16 protein-coding genes are annotated in these 20,844 nt (G+C 69.9%); 10 read left to right on the forward strand and 6 right to left on the reverse strand.

From position 1 onward, the window contains the following. Positions 1–17 precede the first annotated feature (17 nt). The 3 genes from IEY31_RS03700 to IEY31_RS03710 all read left to right on the forward strand — a co-directional run bounded on the left by IEY31_RS03700 (position 18) and on the right by IEY31_RS03710 (position 5,393). Positions 18–1,412: an N-acetylmuramoyl-L-alanine amidase gene (locus IEY31_RS03700; protein ID WP_229723294.1), complete on the forward strand. Its 1,395-nt coding sequence runs from the start codon at positions 18–20 to the stop codon at positions 1,410–1,412. Next, the gene (locus IEY31_RS03705; RefSeq protein WP_308424306.1) at positions 1,409–1,954 is read left to right on the forward strand and encodes a GerMN domain-containing protein; all 546 of its coding nucleotides are present in this window, start codon (positions 1,409–1,411) and stop codon (positions 1,952–1,954) included. The genes IEY31_RS03700 and IEY31_RS03705 overlap by 4 nt, the downstream gene beginning before the upstream one ends. Positions 1,955–2,081: 127 nt before the next feature. Further along, entirely contained in the window at positions 2,082–5,393 is a 3,312-nt protein-coding gene (locus IEY31_RS03710; RefSeq protein ID WP_188969154.1) for an AAA family ATPase, read from the forward strand. Here the strand turns inward: IEY31_RS03710 and IEY31_RS03715 are convergent. Further along, entirely contained in the window at positions 5,390–6,034 is a 645-nt protein-coding gene (locus IEY31_RS03715) for a chloramphenicol acetyltransferase (RefSeq protein ID WP_188969156.1), read from the reverse strand. The two genes, IEY31_RS03710 and IEY31_RS03715, sit on opposite strands and share 4 nt — an antisense overlap. 113 nt (positions 6,035–6,147) lie before the next feature. Here IEY31_RS03715 and IEY31_RS03720 point away from each other — a divergent pair, with 113 nt between their 5' ends. After that, positions 6,148–6,531, forward strand: a complete 384-nt coding sequence (locus IEY31_RS03720; RefSeq protein ID WP_188969157.1) for a hypothetical protein — start codon at positions 6,148–6,150, stop codon at positions 6,529–6,531. 82 nt (positions 6,532–6,613) lie between these two features. Here IEY31_RS03720 and IEY31_RS03725 read toward each other — a convergent pair whose 3' ends face one another. Both IEY31_RS03725 and rsmA read right to left on the reverse strand, forming a co-directional pair. Beyond that, positions 6,614–7,561: a carbohydrate kinase family protein gene (locus tag IEY31_RS03725; RefSeq protein ID WP_188969159.1), complete on the reverse strand. Its 948-nt coding sequence runs from the start codon at positions 7,559–7,561 to the stop codon at positions 6,614–6,616. A gap of 141 nt (positions 7,562–7,702) precedes the next feature. Beyond that, positions 7,703–8,575: a 16S rRNA (adenine(1518)-N(6)/adenine(1519)-N(6))-dimethyltransferase RsmA gene (gene rsmA / locus IEY31_RS03730; protein WP_188969161.1), complete on the reverse strand. Its 873-nt coding sequence runs from the start codon at positions 8,573–8,575 to the stop codon at positions 7,703–7,705. Positions 8,576–8,795: 220 nt separating this feature from the next. On the opposite strand from rsmA, the gene hrpB reads away from it, so the two are divergent. The 3 genes from hrpB (at position 8,796) to IEY31_RS03745 (ending at position 13,637) form a co-directional block, all read left to right on the forward strand. Beyond that, positions 8,796–11,306, forward strand: coding sequence for an ATP-dependent helicase HrpB (gene hrpB / locus IEY31_RS03735; RefSeq protein WP_188969162.1), 2,511 nt, complete (start codon positions 8,796–8,798; stop codon positions 11,304–11,306). 212 nt (positions 11,307–11,518) lie between these two features. Further along, a complete protein-coding gene (gene wecB, locus IEY31_RS03740; RefSeq protein ID WP_188969163.1) occupies positions 11,519–12,655 on the forward strand; it encodes a non-hydrolyzing UDP-N-acetylglucosamine 2-epimerase in 1,137 nt (378 codons plus the stop codon). Between the two features lie 46 nt (positions 12,656–12,701). Then, positions 12,702–13,637 (forward strand): diacylglycerol/lipid kinase family protein, encoded by a 936-nt coding sequence (locus IEY31_RS03745; protein WP_188969164.1) that lies wholly within the window; start codon positions 12,702–12,704, stop codon positions 13,635–13,637. Between the two features lie 54 nt (positions 13,638–13,691). Here the strand turns inward: IEY31_RS03745 and asnS are convergent, their stop codons facing one another. Both asnS and IEY31_RS03755 read right to left on the reverse strand, forming a co-directional pair. Continuing rightward, the gene (gene asnS / locus IEY31_RS03750; protein WP_188969165.1) at positions 13,692–15,035 is read right to left on the reverse strand and encodes an asparagine--tRNA ligase; all 1,344 of its coding nucleotides are present in this window, start codon (positions 15,033–15,035) and stop codon (positions 13,692–13,694) included. A gap of 84 nt (positions 15,036–15,119) precedes the next feature. After that, positions 15,120–16,274: a glycosyltransferase gene (locus tag IEY31_RS03755; protein ID WP_188969167.1), complete on the reverse strand. Its 1,155-nt coding sequence runs from the start codon at positions 16,272–16,274 to the stop codon at positions 15,120–15,122. A 171-nt stretch (positions 16,275–16,445) separates the two neighbouring features. Here IEY31_RS03755 and hisA point away from each other — a divergent pair, with 171 nt between their 5' ends. Continuing rightward, a complete protein-coding gene (gene hisA / locus IEY31_RS03760; protein WP_229723295.1) occupies positions 16,446–17,174 on the forward strand; it encodes a 1-(5-phosphoribosyl)-5-[(5-phosphoribosylamino)methylideneamino]imidazole-4-carboxamide isomerase in 729 nt (242 codons plus the stop codon). Positions 17,175–17,226: 52 nt separating this feature from the next. On the opposite strand, the gene IEY31_RS03765 is transcribed toward hisA, so the two are convergent. Continuing rightward, a complete protein-coding gene (locus IEY31_RS03765) occupies positions 17,227–18,402 on the reverse strand; it encodes a YihY/virulence factor BrkB family protein (RefSeq protein WP_188969169.1) in 1,176 nt (391 codons plus the stop codon). Positions 18,403–18,457: 55 nt separating this feature from the next. On the opposite strand from IEY31_RS03765, the gene IEY31_RS03770 reads away from it, so the two are divergent. Further along, positions 18,458–18,886 (forward strand): thioesterase family protein, encoded by a 429-nt coding sequence (locus IEY31_RS03770; RefSeq protein WP_188969171.1) that lies wholly within the window; start codon positions 18,458–18,460, stop codon positions 18,884–18,886. Positions 18,887–19,002: 116 nt separating this feature from the next. Next, on the forward strand, positions 19,003–20,736 hold the full coding sequence (locus IEY31_RS03775) for an NAD-dependent malic enzyme (protein WP_188969173.1): 1,734 nt from the start codon (positions 19,003–19,005) through the stop codon (positions 20,734–20,736). The last annotated feature ends 108 nt before the right edge of the window (positions 20,737–20,844 follow it).

Below are 20,844 nucleotides of genomic sequence, written 5' to 3' on the forward strand. Positions count from 1 at the left end.
TCCCCAGAATGCCTGGAGTGGGCCGTGCGGGTGGGCGCGGCGGCCTGCGCCGTTCCTGGCCGGTGCTGGCCGCGGCCCTGCTGCTGGCAGGACTGGCCGGGGCGCAGATCACCTATGGCAAGCTGAATCTGGCGGGCCAGCAGGTGGAGAGCATCGGCCTGTACGGCTCCGAGTACGTGACCGGGGACGCGCTGGGCAAGCTGGTCAATGTGGTACGGGACGGCTCAGTAATGCGGGTCAGCGGGCTGGGCCACACCCTGCTGCTGCCCATTGACCTGGACCAGGAACGCGCCACCACCGATTTCAACACCGTGCAGATCGACACCCAGCGGCTTCAGGGGCAGGCGGCCACGCTGGTCAACGGCTCGGTCTACCTGCCCCTGAGCACCGTGGCCCGCGGACTGGGCGCCACCTACGTGCAGGGACAGCTGACGCTGGCGCGGCCCGAACTGCTGGGCGTCAGCAGCCGCGCCGGACAGGACAGTGACCGGCTGGTGCTGGATCTCAGCCGCGACGTGCAACTGACCGACGAGGCCCGCGGCAGCCGCGTCGTGGTGCGCCTGCGCGGGTTACAGGGGCAGCCCCGGAAATACACCACGCGCGGGGCATTCCTGCCGACCGCCGAGGTCAGCCGCGACGGCGACGACCTGATCCTGAGCGCCCCGATCACCGCCGCGAGCGGCTACCGGGTCTACAAGGTGGTCCGTCCGTCGGGAACGCGGGTGGTGCTGGACCTGGGGCCGGGCATTCCACGCAGCAGTCCGGCAATTCTGGAACGGGTCACGCGCCCGCTGATCGTGCTGGACCCGGTCAAGACTGCCGGGATTGGCCGTGATCCCACGCTGGACGTCGCGCGCCGGGCGGCAGAGATGCTGACCCGGGCGGGCTGGCAGGTCAAGGTTACCCGCGACACCGCCGCCGCCCTGAGCCGCGAGCAGACGCTGCAACTGGCGCGCGAGAGTGATGTGTACCTCGCCCTGAACATGGGCCGTTTTCCAGGTTCGCCCCGCAGCGGCGTGACCGTCTACGAACCGTCCGGACCCGCGCCATCGCAGCTGGTCAACAGTGTGCGGATGGGGAGTGCGCCGCCGTACGGCTCGCTGGTGGTGGGCGACACCGGCGGCACGCGGCGGCTGAGCGAACTGCTGCAGGGCGAACTCAAGGGCGGCAACATCACCGCCAAGCAGGGCAGTCTCTCGCGGGTTTTGACCCTGGAACAGGCCCCGCAGGCCGCGCTGATGCTGGAACTGGGCTGGGCCAGCAGTTCCAGGGACCTGGCCAATCTGGCCGTGGAGCGGCGGCTGCAGGCGCTGTCGGTGGCGGTGGCCCGTTCGGTGGCCACCTACCTGACCGCGCGCGCCAACAACAACGCCAATGTCAGCGCCGCGAGTCCGGCGGGGAGCGGGCAGTGATCCGCCGCCTGTTCTCGCTGTTCAATGTGATCAGCGCCGCGCTGCTGGCCGCCGCCGCGCTGGCGTATCAGGCAGTGCAGCAGCAGCCCACCCCGCCCGAGGCGCCCAAGTTGCAGTTGGCCGAACGAACCGCCATGAATGTTCAGGTGTATTTCACCGATCCGCAGGTGCGCGCCATGAAGGCCGAGACGCGCACTGTGCAGGTCACCCAGAGCAACCCACGGGCCGTGGCCCAGGCCGCCCTGAACGTGTGGGCCACCGGCCCCAGCAAGGAGGCCAATCTGGCGGTGGTGCCGGCTGGTACGGCGGCCCCCAAGGTTTATATTCGCGGCCTCCACTATTACGTGGACCTGCCTGCCGCCTACGCCAACCTGCGCTACGGCGCGAGCGGCGAGCGCATGCTGCTGTGTACCCTGACCCGCACGCTGCTGGACACCCGCGGTGAGGACGTGACCTTCGTGCTGGATGGACAGCCGGCTGACACCCTGGGCCAGATCAACCTGCGCGAGCCGTTCACCCGGCAGGACTGCGCCGATGAATAGGCAGCCAGTGCAGAGGGGGAGACGTCTGAGGGTTTGAGGGTCTGATGGTCCGAAGGCCACCAAGGACTGGCCCCTGAGCCGTTCTGGTCTTCGGACCTCAGAAGTTCAGCTTTCTGGACGCGCCACCATGCTGCGAACCATCACCCTGCAGGGCTTCAAGAGTTTCGCCGAACGCACCCGGCTGGAGTTCGGTCCCGGTGTCAGCGCCGTGATCGGCCCCAACGGCAGCGGCAAGAGCAATGTCGTGGAGGGCCTGCGCTGGGTCACCCACGGGGCGCGGGCCCGTGAACTGCGGGCCGGGCGCGGCAGCGAGCTGATTTTTCACGGCAGCGGCAGCAAGGCCCCGCTGGGGCTGGCCGAGGTGCAACTGGAGTTGCAGACCCCGGAGGGCCGACTCAACCTGTCGCGGCGCATCTACCGCGACGGCGCGGGGGAGCAGGACCTGAACGGGCGGCCCGTGCGTGCCCGCGACGTTCAGGCGGCCCTGCGTGGCACGGGGCTGGGGCCGGGCGGCTTGGCGGTGATTGGCCAGGGCGAGGTGAGCGGCGTGGTGGGCGCCGAGGGCCGTACGCTGCTGGGCTACGTGCAGGAGGCCGCCGGCCTGTCACGCGCCGTCAGTGCCCGCCAGGAAACCGAGGCGCGGCTCAGGGAGGCCGACGCGCATCTCGACCGCCTGCGGCTGGTGCTGGACGAGCGCGAGGCCGCCGTGTCGCGCCTGGAACGCGCCGCCGCGCTGGCCCGCCGCTGGCGCGAGCTGGGCCTGCGAATCCTGACACTGGAAGACGCCCTGAAACGCGAGCGGCAGGCCACGCTACACCGAGAGATCGCCGGGGCGCTGGCCGAGACGGCGCAGTTGGAACTGCAGAGTGCTGGGCTGGCCGCCGGGGTGCAGGCCGCCGCCGCCGGGGTGGAGGCCGCCCGCGAGGCCGCGCAGGACGCCCGTGCCCGCCGCGACGCGCATGCCGGCGCCCTGGACGCCCTCAAGGCGGCCCGCGACGCCCACGCGCAGGCCGAACGCTACCGCGCGCACCTGCGCGGTGAGGCCGCCGCGTTGGAGGCAGAGTTGTCGGGCCTGCCGACCTCGGCCCCGGCCCAGCCCGCCGCCGATCTGGCTGCGCTGGAGGCCGGCGCCGCCCGCATCCGCAGCGACGCCGAGGCCGCCGAACGCCGCGCCCGCACGCTGGACGCCGAACTGACCCGTGCCCGCACGCTGGCCGCCCGCGCCGCCGAGGGGCTGGCCCGCAGCGAGGCCAGCCGCGAGACCCTGCGGGCCGAACTGGAGCGGGCCGAGGGCAACCTTGAAACCGCCCGTGACGCGCTGGAGGCTGCCGCCGAACGCCTCGCCCTCTCAGCTCACGCCCGCGAATACGCGGAGGGGCAGTACGCCGCGCTGGCCGCCGCCCGCGAGGCCGCCGCTGCCCAGGAGCGGCATGTGGCCAGCGAACTGGCCCGTGTCCAGGCCAGTGTGGCCCCGCTGCGGCGCGAACGGGAGCGTCTCCAGGCCACCCTGAACAGCTACGCCCGTTACGGCGAGGGCGCCCGCAACGCACTGCGGCTGGACCACCCCGGCATCGTGGGCTCGGTGGCGGACCTGCTGACGGTCCCCGCCGAATATGAGACCGCCATCGGGGCGGCGCTGGGCCGGCGGCTGGAACAGGTGGTGGTGGGAGCCGCCGACGACGCCCGCGACATCATCGAGGAACTGAAACGCGCCGGGGGCCGGGCCACCTTTCTGCCGCTGGACCTGCTGCGTGCCCGCCCGCGCCGCGACGCCGGGTTTCTGCACGAGCCGGGCGTGGTGGGCAATCTGGCGGACCTGTGCCCCAGTGATCCGCCGCTGGTGGGTCAGGCAATCCTGGCCGACACGCTGGTGGTGCAGGACCTGCGGGCGGCCAACCGGATCGCGCGCTCGCACAGCAACCGCCCGCGCCTGGTCACGCTGGGCGGCGAACTGGTGGAACCCGGCGGGGCCATCACCGGGGGGCGCCTGCGCGACAGCGGCGCGGGCGTCCTGAGCGATCAGCGGCGCTTTCAGGAGCTGGAGGCGGAACTGGCCGAGGCCGACGCGCTGGCTCAGCGGTTTTCGGCGCAGCTGGAACAGGCGCGGATGACCCTGAACGGCGGCAGTGAACGCCACGACGCGCTGCTGGCCGCCCGCGAACGCGCGGTCCGCGAGGAACGGGACGCCGAGCGCCGCGTGACCGAATTGACCGCGCAGATCAGGAGCCTGAACGAGAACCGGGACCGTCTGCTGGCCCGGCTGGTGCCGGAGGCGGAGGCCCCCTCTGCTCCAGAATTGCCGGATGTGGAAGGGCTGGAAGCCGAACTCACTGCCGCCCGGCACACCGCCGAGACGGGCCGGGCGGCCGAGCGCGGGGCTGCCGAGGAACTGGCCCTGGCCCGCGAACTGGCCTCGGCGTGGCGGGCCTACGGTGCGGCCCAGACCCGCGCCGCCGATCTGCGGGTGCGCCTGGAAGCCAATGCCGGGGCCGCTGCCGCCCAGGACGCGCATCTGGAGGCCGCCGCCGCCGAACTGGCGCGGCGTGAGGTCGCCCTGGTGGACCTGGATGAGACCGAATTTCAGCGTGCCGAGGCCGCCCGCGAGGCCGCCGCGCTGGCCTACGCCAACCTGATCGGCACCCAGAACCGGGTGCGCGCCCGCCTGGACGATCTGCGGGTGCTGGTGGCCCGCCGCGAGGGCAGCCTTGAACCCCTGTCCGACGGCTGCGTTCCGTCCGGCACTCCGCGCGAGTGGACGGCGGAACTGAATCGCGCCCGCGCCGAACTGGACGGGCTGGGCACCGTCAACGCCCGCGCCGAGGCCGATCACGCCGCCGAACTGCACGAGCTCCAGGCCCAGCGCACCGAGGCCGCCGACGCGCAGGGGGCCACCGCCGAACTGCGTGCCCATCTGGGTGAACTGGAGGACGCTGAGGACAGCGCCACCCGCGCCGCCTTCGCCCGCGTCAATGCCGCCTTCCGCGAGTACAGCGCCGAACTGCTGGGCGGCGAGGGTGAACTGGAAACCGAGACCGGCGACTCGGGCCGCCTGACGGGCCTGAGGCTGGCCGTACAGCCCAGGGGCAAGCGCACCCGCAACCTGAACCTCCTGAGCGCCGGGGAGCGCACCATGGCCGGCCTGGGCTTCCTGTTCGCGCTGAACCATGCGGGCGGCGACGGCGGCGCGGGCGGCCTGCCCCTGGCCGTGCTGGACGAGGTGGACGCCCCACTGGACGAGGCCAACATCCGCCGCTTCACCGCCTTTCTGGAGCGTTTCAGCGCACGCGGCGCGCAGTTTCTGCTGGTCACCCACCAGAAGGCCACGATGGAAGTCGCCACCGCCCTGTGGGGCGTGACCACCGACGGCAGCGGGGCCAGCCGCGTGCTGAGCATCAAGCAGGCCGAGGACGCGGCGCGGCGGGTGCTGGTGGAGGGTTAGGACTGGGGCATGAAGGCGTCCAGTTCCCGCTGCAGCTCCTGGTAAAACTGCGCGATATGAATGCCGTCGCAGGCGGCGTGGTTGGCGCGCAGCGCCACCGGCATTCGCAACCGCCCCGCGCTTCGCTCGTAGCGTCCCACTGTGACAACGGGCAATAGATAATCCGCTGCATCCTGAATGTTCAGCTCGAACGCGCTGAAGCCCAGCCACGGCGTGACCGAGATGTTCAGCGCGTTGGGCGGCGTCCCTGGTTTGGGCAGATAGTCCGGCAGCGGGCCGTAGTGCTGGGCGTCGGCATGATGGTGTTCCAGAAATTCACCGAGGCTGCTGCCCAGCTCTGTCCACAACGCCGAAAAGGTCTCTGTCTCCGGATGAACGACGGTGTAGAGGGGCAGGACGCTGTCCCAGATGCCGGGCTGGGTGCCGTCGAGCAGGCCCATCCTCAGCGCGGGGAGCCGATTGACCACCGCGCAGATGGAATAGATCAGGGCGGGAACGAAGGGCCACCCTCTTTCTTTCAGCCGTTCCCTGAACGACGTCACGTCCACAGAGACCGTGACGTTGAATGTGCAGGGGTTCTGCCGGAAGTGCTGATAAATCTGGCGACGGGGCCAGGTGGTCAGGTCAAGGGGGCGCAGCATTCCCGCACTCTAGCGGCGTCAACCGCCGTGCCCTGCATTCGCCATTGTGCCTTCCCCCCGAATACGCCACAACGCTCAAGGCGGCGTGCGGCCAGATTTGCGACAATGGACCGATGAACACCCCGACTCCACAACAGGCACTGACCGAATTCCTGTCCTGCTGGCAGAAACGGGATTACTCCAGCATGTCGCGGCTGCTGCCCGCGCAGGGCACGCCGCCAAAGAAGCAAACGGTCAAGGCCACCCGTGAGCTGTACGGCCCCCAGAAACTGACCGACTTCAACCTGCTGGCCGCCCGCGACACGGACCCCGCCGCCACCAACCTGGACGTGGAACTGCACTACCGCGAGGCCGGAGAGCTGGAAGTCAGGCGCTGGCGCTTCCGCATGGTGTACGTCAACGACGCCGGGCAGCCGATTCCGCGCAATCAGCCCTCGGGCCGCTGGAAGCCGTATGTCAAGCGCATCCTGCCGGACCCCCCGGCGCTGCGGGCCTGACCCAGGGCTGGGGAAAAACAGGGAGTCACCGGGACGACATTCGCCCGGTGACTCCCTGTTTCTATGCCTGCGGTGCTGAAACCTACTTCCTGGTGCTTTTCGGGACCGCGACGGCCAGATCGGCGGCGGTGATCGGGTGTTCCTGCGCGCCGAAGCCGGTGGCGGCCAGCGCTCCAGCGGCGTTGGCGGCGCGCGCACTCTCAGCCATGCTGGCCCCCGACAGGATCGCGTGGGCAAAAGTGGCGGTAAAGGTATCGCCCGCACCGGTGGAATCCACCACCGCGGCGCCTTGCGGCGGCACGGCGTCGACCAGCTCAGTCTCGGTGGGGGTCCAGATGATGCTGCCCATCTTGCCCACCTTGACCACCACCCGCTGCGCCCCGGCCTCGCCCAGTTGCTTCAGCGCCGCGCTGATCGAACGGGTTCCGGTCAGCGCCTGAAGTTCGTGCTGGTTGAGCGTCAGGTAGTTCGAGCGCAGCGCCTCGTCGCGCAGGCCGGTGCCCACCTTGTTGACGGCGCCGGTGCCCAGATCGATAAAGACCGGCACGTCTTTCTTGGCGTTGCGGGCGTACTCGACGGCCTGCAGGGTGAATTCGCGCTGCGGCCCCTCGATCAGGCTGTAGGCGTTGACGATCAGGGCGTCGCACACCTCCACGTCCTTCTTCTTCAGTTTGGCCGGGTCCAGCTGCCGGTTGGCCGCGCCGTCGCTGATCATGGTCCGCTGGCCGTCGGCGGTCTGCATCAGCGTGATGGTGCTGGTCAGGTGGCTGGCGCTGCGCTGGATGGCGGCCTCACTGACGCCGCTCTCGCGCACGCGGCTCAGAGCGTAGTCGGCAAAGGGATCGTCGCCGACACAGGCGGCCAGCGTGACGGTGTGGCCCAGCCGGGCCAGCGTCACGGCAATGGTGCCGCCCGCGCCGCCGGGCTTCATGCTGGCGCGCAGGGGAGTCACTTCCTCGCCGGGCCGGGGCAGTTTGTTCAGGTGATACAGGTGGTCAACGGTCACGTCGCCGATTACGTAGAACTTCAAGGGAAAACCTCCGGGGCGGACCCCGTTTTGGGAAGGTGATGTCGCGCGGGCAACGTCACTGAAAAGCCGGCACAGCCGGGGCGGACAGCCCCGTGATCGGGAGGGTCAGGCCAGTGGAGAGCAGACACAAATTCGTAAGCGTTACCCTAGCACGCCCAGCCGTTCGGCCAAATCGCGCAGGGCGCCCAGCGGCACGTCCTCGGCCCGCACGTCCGGACGCAGGCCGAGGGCCTCCAGCGCCGCGTCGATGGCCGCCGCGTCCTGCCCGATCATCCGCAGGTTGTTGCGCAGCGTCTTGCGGCGGTGGTGCAGGGCCGCCTCCACAAACTTCAGCAGGGCGGCGGGGGGCGGTGGCCGGGAGCGGTCAAAGTCCAGCCGGATCACGCTGCTGGTCACGTCGGGGGCTGGAAAGAACGCCCCCTTGGGCACGTCCCGGACATGCCGGACCGTGCCGTACAGCGCGGCCAGCGCACTCAGAAAGCCGTAGTTGTCGTCTCCCGGCCTGGAGGCCAGCCGCTGCCCAACCTCCTTCTGCACCAGCACGGTGGCCGAGACGATGGCGGGCGCGTGCATGAACCGCGACAGCAGCACCCCGGTGATGTAGTACGGCAGGTTGGCCACCACCCGCGTGCCCTGCGGCAGCGAGGCGTAATCGAAATCCAGCGCGTCGCCCCAGACCACCTGAACGTCCACGTCGGCCAGCGTCTCGGCCAGCACCGGTCGCAGCTTCTCGTCCTTTTCCAGCGCGGTAACGCGCGCGCCGCGCAGGGCGATCTCGCGGGTCAGCACGCCCAGGCCGGGGCCGACCTCCAGCACCGGGGTGCCCTCGGCCGGGCCGCCCGTCAGCCCTGCCTCGGCAATGGCACGCAGGATGTTGCCGTCGATCAGGAAATTCTGTCCCAGGCTCTTGGTGGGGCGCAGGCCGTGCTGCGCCAGCAGGTCGCGTACCCGTGCGGGCGAGTACAGGGGTGCGGGTGGGGTGGGGTTCGGGCTGGTGGGCGGGTCTGGGGTCATCAGGGCAGGGTCTCCATGCGGGCGGCCCGCAGGGGAACTGTCAGGGCGCGTCAGTATACCCGTGCAGTGCCCCCGAAAAGGGGCCGCGGTGCGGGTCCCCTAGAAGAACACGCCTTTCTGGACCCGGGCTGAGGACTTCCCTGGCCTGCCACCTCTCATCCAGGCTGCGGGTTACCGGGCGGCGCAACAGATGCCTGCCCGTCTCCGCTACCATTCCCCTATGTCGGCCCCACCTTTCGTCCTGCCCATCGCCGAGGTCATCCCGGCAGTGCGCGCAGCCCTGGCGGCGCACCCGCTGGTGGTGGTGCAGGCCCCACCCGGCGCGGGCAAAAGCACGGCGCTGCCGCTTGAACTGCTGCACGAGGACTGGCTGGCCGGGCAGGCGGTGATCATGCTTCAGCCCCGTCGGGTGGCGGCGCGGGCGGTGGCGTCCCGGCTGGCCGAGGGCCTGAACGAGACGGTGGGGCAGACCGTGGGCTACCGCGTGCGCTTCGAGTCGCGCGTATCCAGACAGACCCGCCTGGAGGTGGTCACCGAGGGCATCCTGACCCGCCGCCTGCAACGGGACCCGGAACTGGCCGGGGTAGGGCTGGTCATACTGGATGAGTTCCACGAACGCAGCCTGAATGCCGATCTGGCCCTGGCCCTGCTGCGCGAGGTGCAGGGCGCCCTGCGCGATGACCTGCGGGTGCTGGTGATGAGCGCCACCCTGAACCCAGACCTTCCCGCCCGTCTGGGTGCGCCGCTGGTGGAAAGCGCGGGCCGCGCCTACCCGGTGGAGGTGTGCTATCTGCCCACAGACCCGGTGGGCCGGGTGGAGAACGCGGTGGCCCGCAAGGTCCGGCAGGCCCTGGCCGAGGACGAGGGCGACATTCTGGCCTTTCTCCCCGGCGTGCGCGAGATCCGGGGGGCCGCCGCGCAACTGGCCGACATGGACGCGCTGGTGCTGCCGCTGTACGGTGACCTGAGCGTGAAAGACCAGCGGCGTGCCCTCCTGCCCGATCCGGAGGGCCGGCGCAAGGTCGTGCTGGCGACCAGCATCGCGGAAACCTCGCTGACCATTGACGGGGTGCGGGTGGTGGTGGACGGCGGGCAGAGCCGCACCCAGGCGTTTGACCCGGCCACCGGATTAAGCCGCATGGTCACGGGCCGCGTGACCCGCGACAGCGCCGCCCAGCGGGCCGGGCGGGCGGGCCGCACCGCGCCGGGCGTGGCCTACCGTCTGTGGTCCGAGCGCACCCAGCCGCTGCTGCCACCTGCCCGGCCCCCGGAAGTGCTGGAGACGGACCTTGCGCCGCTGGTGCTGGAGTTGGCTGCCTGGGGTGCGCCGGACCCTGCCGCCCTGGCGTGGCTGGACGCGCCGCCTGCCCCGCGTGTGGAGACGGCCCGGACCCTGCTGCGCGGTCTGAGTGCCCTGGACGACGCAGGGCGCGTCACCCCTGAGGGCCAGCGCCTGCTGGAGTTTCCCACCCACCCGCGCCTGGCCCATCTGCTGACGGGCGGGGCACGGGCCGGACTGGGGCCGCTGGCCGCCGATCTGGCGGCGCTGCTGGAGGAACGCGATCCCCTGCCCCCCGGCTCCGGGGCGGACCTGACCGAGCGAGTGGAGGCGCTGCGGTGCTGGCGGACCGGAGGCGCCGGCAGGGGGGATGTGGCCGTGCTGGAACGCATTGAGCGGCTGGCGAAGCAGTGGCGCGGTCTGCTGAACGTGAAGCCGGACCACGCCCCACCGGACCCCTATGACCTGGGCGAGCTGATTGCCCTGGCCTACCCCGAACGGCTGGCGCTGGCGCGTGAGGTGCTGCCCGGCGGCGTGCGGGGCCGCTTCCTGCTGGCGGGCGGTCAGGGCGTGGCGCTGCCGGAGGGGGACGCCCTGGCCGGGGCGCCGGCGCTGGCGGTGGCCCACCTGGACGCCCGCGCCCTGAACCCCAGCAACGCCGAGGGCCGCATCTATCTGGCCGCGCCGCTGGGGCTCTCCACCCTGGACGCCCGCGCACAGTGGGCCGAGGCGGTACGCTGGGACGCCCGGACCGGCACGCTACTGGCCCAGCGCGAGCGCCGCGTGGGGGCACTGATCCTCGAAACCCGCCCGCTGAAAGATCTGCCCGCGGCCTTGCGGGTGGCGGCGCTGGCTGGGGCCATCCGCGCCGAGGGCCTGCACCTGCTGACCTTCTCCCGAGAGGCCGAGGCGTTGCGTGCCCGCGTGCAGTCCCTGCGCCACTGGCACCCGGAGGGCGACTGGCCGGATCTCTCTGATGCGGCGCTGCTGGACACGCTGGAAGACTGGCTCGGCCCCTCGCTCGGCATGGCCCGCACTCGCGACGATCTGGGGCGACTGAACCTGCTGCCTGCGCTTCAGGCGCTGCTGCCCTGGCCGCTGCCGCAGCAACTCGAGGCCCTTGCACCCACGCACCTGAGTGTGCCCACCGGCAGCCGCATCCGGCTGGAGTACCGCGCCGACGGTTCGCCGCCGATCCTGGCGGTCAAGTTGCAGGAACTGTTCGGACTTGAGCAGACGCCCACGGTCAACGGGGGCCGCACGCCCGTGCTGCTGCACCTGCTGTCGCCCGCCGGGCGGCCGGTGCAGGTCACGCAGGAGCTGCGCAGCTTCTGGAACTCCTCTTACTTCGAGGTTCGCAAGGACCTGCGGGGCCGCTACCCCCGGCACCCCTGGCCGGATGACCCCTGGACCCACGCGCCCATGAAGGGGACGAAGCGGCGGGGTGTCTGACCGGGGTGACTGGTGCTGTTCGCCGGCTGTGGCCTGGGCTGGACGTCACGTACGAGCGCGGCTTCACCACCCGCCTCGGCAGGGTGACCGGCAGGCCACCGGCTGAACGTTCTCGACGTCCTGTAAGCTGACCTGATGACCACGCCAGCCGCCGGCGTGGTGTGTGCTGCTGTTCCTGATTCCCGCCCTGACGCTTCTCCTGAGGACCTCCCATGACTGACAAACGCATCGTTCTCGCCTTCGGCACCCGCCCGGAGGCCACCAAGATGGCCCCGGTGTACGCGGCGGTGGCCGCCCAGCCGGGCCTGCGCCCGCTGATCCTGTCCACCGGGCAGCAGCGCGAGATGCTCGACGGCGCCCTGAGCGTCTTCGGCCTGACCCCAGACCGTGACCTGAACGTGATGACCGAGCGCCAGACCCTCGCGGACCTGACCGCCCGCATCGTCCCGCAGGCGGGGCGCGTGCTGCGCGAGATGGGCGCGGACCTGGTGCTGGTCCACGGCGACACCTCCACGTCCTTCTGCGTGGCCCTGTCCGCCTTTTACGAGGGCATTCCGGTGGGCCACGTCGAGGCGGGCCTGCGCAGCGGTGACATGCGCGAACCCTTTCCGGAAGAGGCCAACCGTCGCCTGACCGGCGTGCTGAGCGCCCTGGATTTCTCGCCCACCTCCGGCAGCCGGGCCAATCTGCTGCGCGAGGGCAAGGCGGAGGCTGGCATCTTCGTGACCGGGCAGACGGCTGTGGACGCCGTGCGCGAGGTGGCCGGGCGGGTGCCGCTACGCCCAGACTGGCAGGCCCGCGTGGACGCTGGACAGCCGCTGGTGACGGTGACCATGCACCGACGCGAGAACCAGCCCACCATGCGCGAGATGGCGCAGGCGCTGGCCCATGTGGCCCAGGCGCACCCGGACCACCACTTCATCTACCCGGTTCACCTGTCGCCCGCCGTGCAGGAAGCGGTGCGTCCGGTGCTGGAAGGCCTGCCCAACTTCGAGCTGACCGCCCCGCTGCACTACAGCGACATGGCCCCGCTGATGGCGGCCTCGGTGCTGCTGGCCACCGACAGCGGCGGTTTGCAGGAAGAAGGTGCGGCGCTGGGCGTGCCGGTGGCCGTCCTGCGCAACGTCACCGAGCGCCCCGAGGGGCTGGAAGCCGGCGTGCTGAAGCTGGCGGGCAATGATTCCGCACAGCTTCAGGCCGTGCTCAATGGCCTGCTGGACAGCCCCGACACCCTGCGGCAGATGCGTGAGGCCCGCAACCCCTACGGCGATGGTCAGGCGGCTGGCCGCATTGCGCGGGCCATCGCGTGGCACTTCGGCCTGGGCGAGCGTCCGGATGACTGGACCTGACGCCTGGGGCTGAGATTTCCGCTGCGCCGCGTATGCTGTGTTCCACGTGAGCGCCCCTGAATCCTCGGTTCCCCCGCTGGCCGTCGTCCTCAATCCCCATGCGGGCGGGGGGCTGGCCACGCGCGAGTGGCCGCGCCTGGAAGCCGAGCTGAAGCGGCGCGGCCAGCCTTTCGAGCTGATTCTGGAGGGCAGCGGTGAGGACGCCCTGGCCCGCATCCAGGCCCTGCCCCCCCGCATTGGCGTGCTGGCGGTGGGCGGGGACGGCACGGTGGGGGCGCTGCTGCCCGCGCTGGTCTCGGTCCCGAAACGGCCGGGCCGCCCGCTGGCGGTGGTGCCGCTGGGCACCGGCAACGACTTCGCGGGCATGCTGGGCCTGAAGACTGGGCAGTTTGCCGAGGCCCTGGACCGCCTGAACTTCCAGCCGCGCGATGTGGATGCGCTGGAGGTCCGCATTCTGGAGGGCGACGGCGCGGGCCGCACCCATGTGTTGCTGAACGGCCTGGGCCTGGGCTTCGACGCCGCCGTGACGGCCAACATGGCCCACGCGCCGGCCCGCTTTCAGGGCTTCGCGCGATATGCCTGGGCCGCCGTCGCCACCATCCGCGAACTGCACCTCTCGGACGTGCAGATCACGCTGGACGGACAGCCGTTCTACAGCGGCCCCAGCCCCATCGTTGCCGTGATGAACGGCACCCGCTACGGCGGTGGCTTTCAGATTAGCCCGCAGTCCAGCCCGCGCGACGGCCTGCTGGACGTGGTGGCGGGCGGTCCGATGAACCGGCTGCAACTGCTGCGGTTGATGTTGCGCGTGTTGCGCGGCAGTCACCTGGGGCAGCCCCAGGTTCACGCCGCGCAGGGCCGTGAGGTCACGGTGCGCTGGGCCGCACCCACGCCCCTGCATCTGGACGGCGATTTGCACGGTCAGGTGACGGCAATCCGGGTCCGGGTGTTAGAGGGCGCGGTGAAGCTACTGAACGGATGAGCTGGGAGGCTCATCGGGGGAAGTGCCTTCAGCACCCCGATGAGCCTCTGGTATTCAGGGCCGCATCCGCGTCAGCATGCGCGGGAAGGGAATCGCCTCGCGGATGTGGTCCAGGCCGCAGATCCAGGCGATCACGCGCTCGAGGCCCATGCCGTATCCCGCGTGCGGCACGCTGCCCACCCGCCGCAGGTCCAGATACCAGTCGAAGGCGTCCAGCGGCAGCCCCTGTTCCTCGATGCGCGACTTCAGCAGGGCGTAGTCGTGGATGCGCTCGCTGCCGCCGATGATCTCGCCGTAGCCTTCGGGGGCGATCACGTCGTCGCACAGGGCCACGCGGGGGTCTTCGGGGTCCGGCTGCATGTAGAACGCCTTGATGGCCGCCGGGTACTTCTCGATGATCACCGGGCGGTCAAAGTGGTGGCCCAGAATCGTCTCGTGCGGCGCGCCCAGATCGTCGCCCCATTCCACCGGCTGCACGTCGTCCTGTACGTTGGGCGGCAGGTCCCCGGCCTCGATATGCTGCCGCACGATCTCCAGCGCCTCGGTGTAGGTGATGCGCGGGTAGTTGCCCTCTGCAGCCCCGGCCAGCCTGGCGGTGTCGCGGCCCAGCACCTCCAGTTCCGGGGCGCACTCGTTCAGCGCGCGGCGCACGATGAAGCTCAGCATCCGCTCCTGCAGGTCCAGGTTGTCCTTGTGGTTGCTGGGGGCCACCTCCGGCTCGATCATCCAGAATTCCAGCAGGTGGCGGCGGGTCTTGCTCTTTTCCGCGCGGAAGGTGGGACCGGAGGTGTAGACCTTGCCAAAAGCAAACGCGCCCGCCTCGGCGTGAAGCTGTCCGGTCTGCGACAGGTAGGCCTTGTCCTCGCCGAACAGGTCAATTTCGAACAGCTCGGTGGTGCCCTCGGCGGCGTTGGGTGTGAAGAACGGCGCGTCGAAGCGAATAAAGCCCTCGCCGTGAAAGAAATCCATGATTGAGCGCTGCACGCAGTCGCGCACCCGCATCACGGCCCAGGGGCGGCGGTGGCGCAGCCACAGGTGGCGGTGGTCCATCAGGAACTCGATGCCGTGTTCCTTGGGCGTGATGGCGTACTCGGCGTGGTTCTCGGAAATCGGCGTGACCTCGCGCACGCTCAGCTCCACACCGCCGGGGGCGCGTTCGTCGGCGCGGACCTCGCCGGTCACGGTCACGGCCTGTTCCTGGGTCAGCCGTTTGGCCACCTCGAACACGCTTTCCTCCACGTCGCCCTTGAAGACGGTGGCCTGCACGAAGCCGCTGCCGTCGCGCAGTTTCAGGAACTGCAGCTTGCCCTTGCCGCTCTTGTCGGTCAGCCACGCGTGAACGGTGACGCTCTGGCCGATGTGGTTCTTGAGGTCATGAATGCTGGAAAGACTTGCCATGCGCGGAATTATGGCAGAGGCGGCGCTGGGTTGTCGGTGCGGCGGGTCCAGGGTGCCGGACGGGACACGGGGCGAGGGCCGTTCTCAGCCCGGCGGACGACGGCGCCGGGCCAGCACGCCGCTGTAGACCGCCTCCAGCGCCTGCGCCCGCACGGGCAGGTCGTACCGGGCGGCGCTGGCCCGCGCGCCTGCCTGCAACGCGCTCAGCCGGTCCGGGTGCAGGGCGAACAGCAGGCCGTCGGCCAGCGCCTGCGGCGTCGCCTCGCGCACCGTGCCGCTCACGCCCTCCTCGATCAGGTCCAGCGCGGCAGGACTGCGGGCTGCCACCAGCGGGGCGCCCGCCGCCAGGGCCTCGATCATGCTCATGGGCAGCACCTCGCTGGTGCTGGCGGTCAGGAACGTGTCGGCGGCGGCCAGCGCCTGCGGCACGCGGCTGTAAGGCACCGGCCCGGTGAACCTCACGCCTTCGGGGGCGTTGCGGGCCGCCGCCACGCGGCTGGGGCCGTCGCCCACCACCAGCAACCGCAGTTCCGGGCGGCTGGCCCGCGCCTGATCAAAGGCCCGGATCATTACATCCAGATTCTTCTCTGGCGCGAGGCGGCCCAGGTACATCACCAGCGGCGCGTCCGGCGGCACGTGGTGCTCGGCCCGGAACGCGCGTCCATCGGCGGTCCGGAAGGCGGCCAGATCCACCGGATTGGGAGACAGCTCGACATGGCCCCCGTACCCGTACTCGTGCAGCATCTGGACCATCGCCCGGCCCGGGGCCAGCACGGCGTCTACCCGGCGGGCAAAGGCGCTGACGTGCGGGCGGAGCATGGCGCGGCCCAGCCTGGGGGACATGGGGGTGTAGTGCAGGTACTCGTCGTACTGGGTGTGCGCCGTGAACACCACCGGCGCGCCCGACAGCCGGGACCACTTGAGCGCCAGTCCCCCGGCCAGAAACGGGTGCATGGTGTGCAGCACATCCAGATCGCGCAGCGGCAGGCGCGAGGTCAGCAGCGGACCGGGGGCCAGCATCACCGGATAATCCGCCGGTGCGCCCAGCGCCCGCGCTCCCATGAACGAGCTGTTCAGCCGGTACACGCCGTGCTCCCGCGCAGGCATGACAGGATGGCGCGGGGCAAAGACGCGGACCTCGTGGCCGCGCTCCCGCAGACCCCGCGCGTACAGCGCCGTGCTGGTGGCCACGCCGTTGCGGGAGGGCAGGTAGGTTGCGGTGATGATTCCAATTCTCACGCTGGGCGGCAGTCTAGAGCATGGTGCGGGGCCTGAATGGGTTGGCAGGCTGCCGGAGGCCGGACACGTCATGTGGGCCGCGCCGCTGCCGCCCCCTGATTTCCCGCTTGCTCCACCTCCCCGTGAGACGATTTGAGCGCTGCCCAGTCGCTCCTCGCTATGCTGCCGGGTATGACTGCTCGCCCTGCCACCATCCCTCCGCTGCTCATTCCCTGCGTGGACATCCAGTCCGGCCGTGCGGTGCGCCTGTACGAGGGTGATCCGGACCGTGAAACCGTGTACTTCGAGTCGCCGCTGGAAGCCGCCCGGCACTGGGTCAGGCTGGGGGCAGGCCTGGTGCATCTGGTGGACCTGGACGCCGCCACCGGGCGCGGCGAGAACCGCGCAGTGATCGCTCAGATCGTGTCCGAACTGGGTGCGCCGGTCGAGGTGGGCGGCGGCATCCGCGACCGCGCCGGGGCCGAGGCGCTGCTGAAAAGCGGGGTGGACCGCGTGGTGATCGGCACCGCCGCCGTGGCGCAGCCGGAACTGGTGGCCGAGCTGATCGCCGCGCACGGCCCCGAGCGGGTGGTGGTCAGCCTGGACGCCCGCGGGCTGGAAGTCGCCACCCATGGCTGGTTACAGGGCAGCGGCGTGCAGGTGGCTGAGCTGACGCCCCGGCTGGCCGACGCGGGCCTGGAAACCCTGATCTTCACTGACGTGACCCGCGACGGCACATTAAAGGGCCTGGACCGCGCCCTGATGCAGGCGGTGCGCCGGCTGTGGCTGAACACCCTGATCGTGGGCGGCGGCGTTGCCAACGTGGACGACGTGCGCCTGCTGGCCGAGGAAGGCATCGAGGGGGCCATCGTGGGCCGGGCCATCTACGAGGGCACGCTGCCTTATCCGGTCCGCCTGTAACTCGGCTGGTCGCACCAGCCCTTCCCCCTTGCGGCGGCCCTGCGTCCCGCTGTTACTTCCGGCCCTTGCCCCCGGTCCAGCCCAGCAGCCGCAGCACGATCACGGCCGGCACGGCCAGGACGGCGCGCACGGCATTCCACAGCGTGCCGCGCACGGTGGGCAGCAGCCGCCCCTCGGCGCGGGTGGGGGCGTGCGGCAGCACCCGGGGCAGTTTTGCGTTGGCCGTGTCCAGGATCTCGCCCAGCCTGCCCGGCAGCGCCGGTCCCCGCTCCTTTTCCCTGCGGCTCGCGGCCAGCTCCTGCGCGGTGGGGGCGGGGCTGATGTGCGCGCCCTTGCCGGCCAGGGCCGCCTTCTTGTCCACGCTACCGGCGCCGCCCGCGCCGGAACCGAACTTCTGCGAGTAGACCCAGGTGACCTCGGCGCCAAAGAAGAAGACCATGCTGGAAAAGTAGATCCACAGCAGCAGCAGCACCAGCGAGCCGGCGGCCCCGAAGGCGCTGCCCGGCGCGAACTGGCCCAGATACAGCCCGATGCCCAGCTGGCCCACGGTGAACAGCACCGAGGTGATGGCCGAGCCGATCCAGACCTCGCGCCACTCCAGCCTGACGTTGGGCAGCACCTTGTACAGCGCGGCGAACACCACCGTCAGAATGCCCGCGCTGACCACGAAGGTGGCCACCCGCACGAAGAACGTGCCCAGCCCTATCATCTCGCCCAGTTGCTCCGCGAAGGCCGCCAGGTATGTGTTGCCGATCAGAAAGGCGATAATGATCACGCCGATCAGCAGCACCAGTCCGAACGACACCAGCCGCGATTTGATCACGTTCAGGATGCCGTTGCCGGTGGCCGGTTCTGCCCCCCACAGGGTATTCAGAGCGTCCTGGAGCTGCACGAACAGGCCGGTGGAGCCCATGAACAGCGTCACGAAGCCCGCGATGCTGGCCAGCAGGGTGGACTGCTGCAGGCGGCTGCCGTCGGGCACGATGCCCTTGACGAATTCCACGGCGCTCTGGTTGAGGTTCTCGGCCAGAAACTCGAACAGGCGCTCCTGCACGTCGACGTTGGCCAGCAGGCCGCTGGCCACGGCCAGCACGAAGAACAGCAGCGGCGCAATGGCGAAGATGGCGTAGTACGCGATGGCGGCGGCCAGCCGCGGCGCCTTGTCCTGGCTGAAGGCCAGTGCGGAGTCGCGCAACAGGGTGAGCAGGTCGGCGGACGTGAACCTCATGCAGGGCAGTCTACCGGGCGGGCCACGGCTGCCCCGGTTGACCTAATCTGAAGGTATGCGTCCCATTCCTGCCGACTTCACCCAGACCCTGACCGTGACCGTCACTGACGAGATGACCGTCGACTTCGGAGAACTCGGGGCAGTTCATCCGGTCTACGCCACCTACTGGATGGCCAAACACTTTGAGGAGGCGGGCCGCAAGATCATCCTGCCGTTTCTGGAAGACGGCGAGGGTGGAATCGGGTCGCAGGTGGAGGTGATCCACACCGGCCCGGCGCTGCCCGGCATGACCGTGACCGTCACCGCCACCCTGACCGCGCAGGAGGGACGCCGCGTTCACGCCGGTATGCGGGCCGTAACCGAGCTGGGCGACGAGATCGGGCACGGCAGTACCACCCAGTTCGTGCTGCCGCAGACGCGCATCGATGCCAATTTCGAGACGCTGCGGGCACGCTGGGCCGCCCACACGCGCGACAACTCATAGGCGCACTCCGGTGCCACGCGGCCCGCTTCCTTCACACTCCGGCTGGGGCGATAAACCACTTTGACTTCTAACTAAGCCGGGCGTGAGTGTGTCCCGGCCCGCTATGCTGGGAAAGTATGTCCAAGTCCCCTCCCGTGTCCCGGTACTACGATGTCAAGCGCGATGAACAGGGCAACCGGTTTATCGACGTGCAGGTCAGCGGCCTAGCGTTGCTCCAGAACCCGCTGCTGAACAAGACCACCGCCTTCACGTCCGACGAGCGGCGCGATCTGGGCCTGGAGGGGCTGATCCCGCCGCACATCAGCAGCTTTGAAGAGCAGAAGGAGCGCACCTACCTGCGCTACCAGCGCTGCAGCAACGATCTGGAAAAGCATGAGTACCTGCGCGCCCTGCAAGACCGCAACGAGGTGCTGTTCTTCGCCGTTCTGGAAGACCACCTGGAAGAGATGCTGCCGATCATCTACACCCCCACGGTGGGTGACGCGGTCAAGTTCTTCTCCAGCAACTACCGCTACCCGCGCGGCTTCACCGTCAGCACCCAGGACATTGACCGCGTGGAGGACATGCTGGAAAACGTGTCGGTCAACGACGTACGGATGATCGTGGCGACCGACAGCAGCGCGATTCTGGGCATCGGGGACCAGGGCTTTGGCGGCATGGCCATCTCCATCGGCAAGCTCTCGCTGTACACGGCGGCGGGCGGCGTCGGCCCCGACAAGACCCTGCCGGTAGAGCTGGACGTGGGCACCAACCGACAGGACCTGATCGACGACCCGCTGTACCTGGGGGTGCACCACAAACGCCTGACCGGGGCAGAGTACGACGAGTTCCTGGACGCCTTTGTGGAGGCGGTCTCGGCCCGTTACCCCAAGGCGATCATCCAGTGGGAGGATTTCTCGCGCGGCACGGCCTTCCGGGTGCTGGAGCGCTACCGCAAGGTGGTCCCCAGCTTTAACGACGACATCCAGGGCACCGGGGCAATGGCCCTGGCCGGGGTGTTGAGTGCGGCCCGCATCAAGGGCGAGCGCCTGTCTCAGCAGGTTTTCGTGATTGTGGGCGCGGGCGCGGCGGGCATTGGCGTCGCTACCGCCATCCGCCAGGGCCTGGAAGCCGAGGGCCTGAGCTACGCCGAGGCCAATGCCCGCGTGTATGTGGTGGACCGTCACGGTCTGCTGATGGAAGGCCAGGATGACCTGGAAGCGCAGCAGATGAGCTTCGTGCGCCGAAAGGAAGACCTGGCCGACTGGACCTACGCGGGTGACTATCCCACGCTGCACGGCGTGATTGTCAATGCCCGCGCCACCGCGCTGCTGGGCTTTACCGGCGTGCCGGGGCTGTTCCGGCAGGAAAGCGTGGAGGCCATGCTGGAACATACGCCGCGCCCGATCATCTTTCCCCTGAGCAACCCCAGCAGCCACGTTGAAGCCCGCCCCGCCGACCTGATCGAGTGGACAAAGGGCGGCGCGATCATGGCCTCCGGCAGCCCCTTCCCGGACGTGGAATACGGAGGCCAGTCCTACCCGGTGGGCCAGGGCAACAACGCCTTTATCTTTCCGGGCCTGGGCTTCGGGGCCGTGGCCGCCCGCGCCCGCGAGATCACCGACAACATGGTGATGGCCTCGGCCAGAACGCTGGCCGAGTTCACCGAGCAGTACGGGGAGCGCGTGTACCCGCCGATCAGCGCCCTGCGCGAGCTGAGCATCCGGGTGGCAGTGAACGTGGCGCGTCAGGCCATCACCGACGGTGTGTGCGCCGAACGCCGCATCCGCACCATGACCGACGAGCAACTCGAAGCGGTGATCCGGGACCGGGCGTGGCTGCCCCAGTATCTGCCGCTGCGAAAGGCCTGACCGCGCCCGACGCGCTGGCGTGGTTTCTGCCGTTCACCCAGGCCCTTCCACCCGTGAGTGGTGGAAGGGCTGCTGGATGCGGGTGGGGGCCGCATAAAGCCTCTGTAT

Source organism: Deinococcus aerolatus (assembly GCF_014647055.1).
GTDB classification, from domain to species: Bacteria; Deinococcota; Deinococci; order Deinococcales; family Deinococcaceae; genus Deinococcus; species Deinococcus aerolatus.

Bases quoted from the DNA above. Each gene is read 5' to 3' on its own strand.
- IEY31_RS03710 (WP_188969154.1), top strand. From the start codon at position 2,082: ATGCTGCGAACCATCACCCTGCAGGGCTTCAAGAGTTTCGCCGAACGC.
- IEY31_RS03715 (WP_188969156.1), bottom strand. From the start codon at position 6,034: ATGCTGCGCCCCCTTGACCTGACCACCTGGCCCCGTCGCCAGATTTAT.
- IEY31_RS03720 (WP_188969157.1), top strand. From the start codon at position 6,148: ATGAACACCCCGACTCCACAACAGGCACTGACCGAATTCCTGTCCTGC.
- rsmA (WP_188969161.1), bottom strand. From the start codon at position 8,575: ATGACCCCAGACCCGCCCACCAGCCCGAACCCCACCCCACCCGCACCC.
- hrpB (WP_188969162.1), top strand. From the start codon at position 8,796: ATGTCGGCCCCACCTTTCGTCCTGCCCATCGCCGAGGTCATCCCGGCA.
- wecB (WP_188969163.1), top strand. From the start codon at position 11,519: ATGACTGACAAACGCATCGTTCTCGCCTTCGGCACCCGCCCGGAGGCC.
- asnS (WP_188969165.1), bottom strand. From the start codon at position 15,035: ATGGCAAGTCTTTCCAGCATTCATGACCTCAAGAACCACATCGGCCAG.
- hisA (WP_229723295.1), top strand. From the start codon at position 16,446: ATGACTGCTCGCCCTGCCACCATCCCTCCGCTGCTCATTCCCTGCGTG.
- IEY31_RS03765 (WP_188969169.1), bottom strand. From the start codon at position 18,402: ATGAGGTTCACGTCCGCCGACCTGCTCACCCTGTTGCGCGACTCCGCA.
- IEY31_RS03770 (WP_188969171.1), top strand. From the start codon at position 18,458: ATGCGTCCCATTCCTGCCGACTTCACCCAGACCCTGACCGTGACCGTC.
- IEY31_RS03775 (WP_188969173.1), top strand. From the start codon at position 19,003: ATGTCCAAGTCCCCTCCCGTGTCCCGGTACTACGATGTCAAGCGCGAT.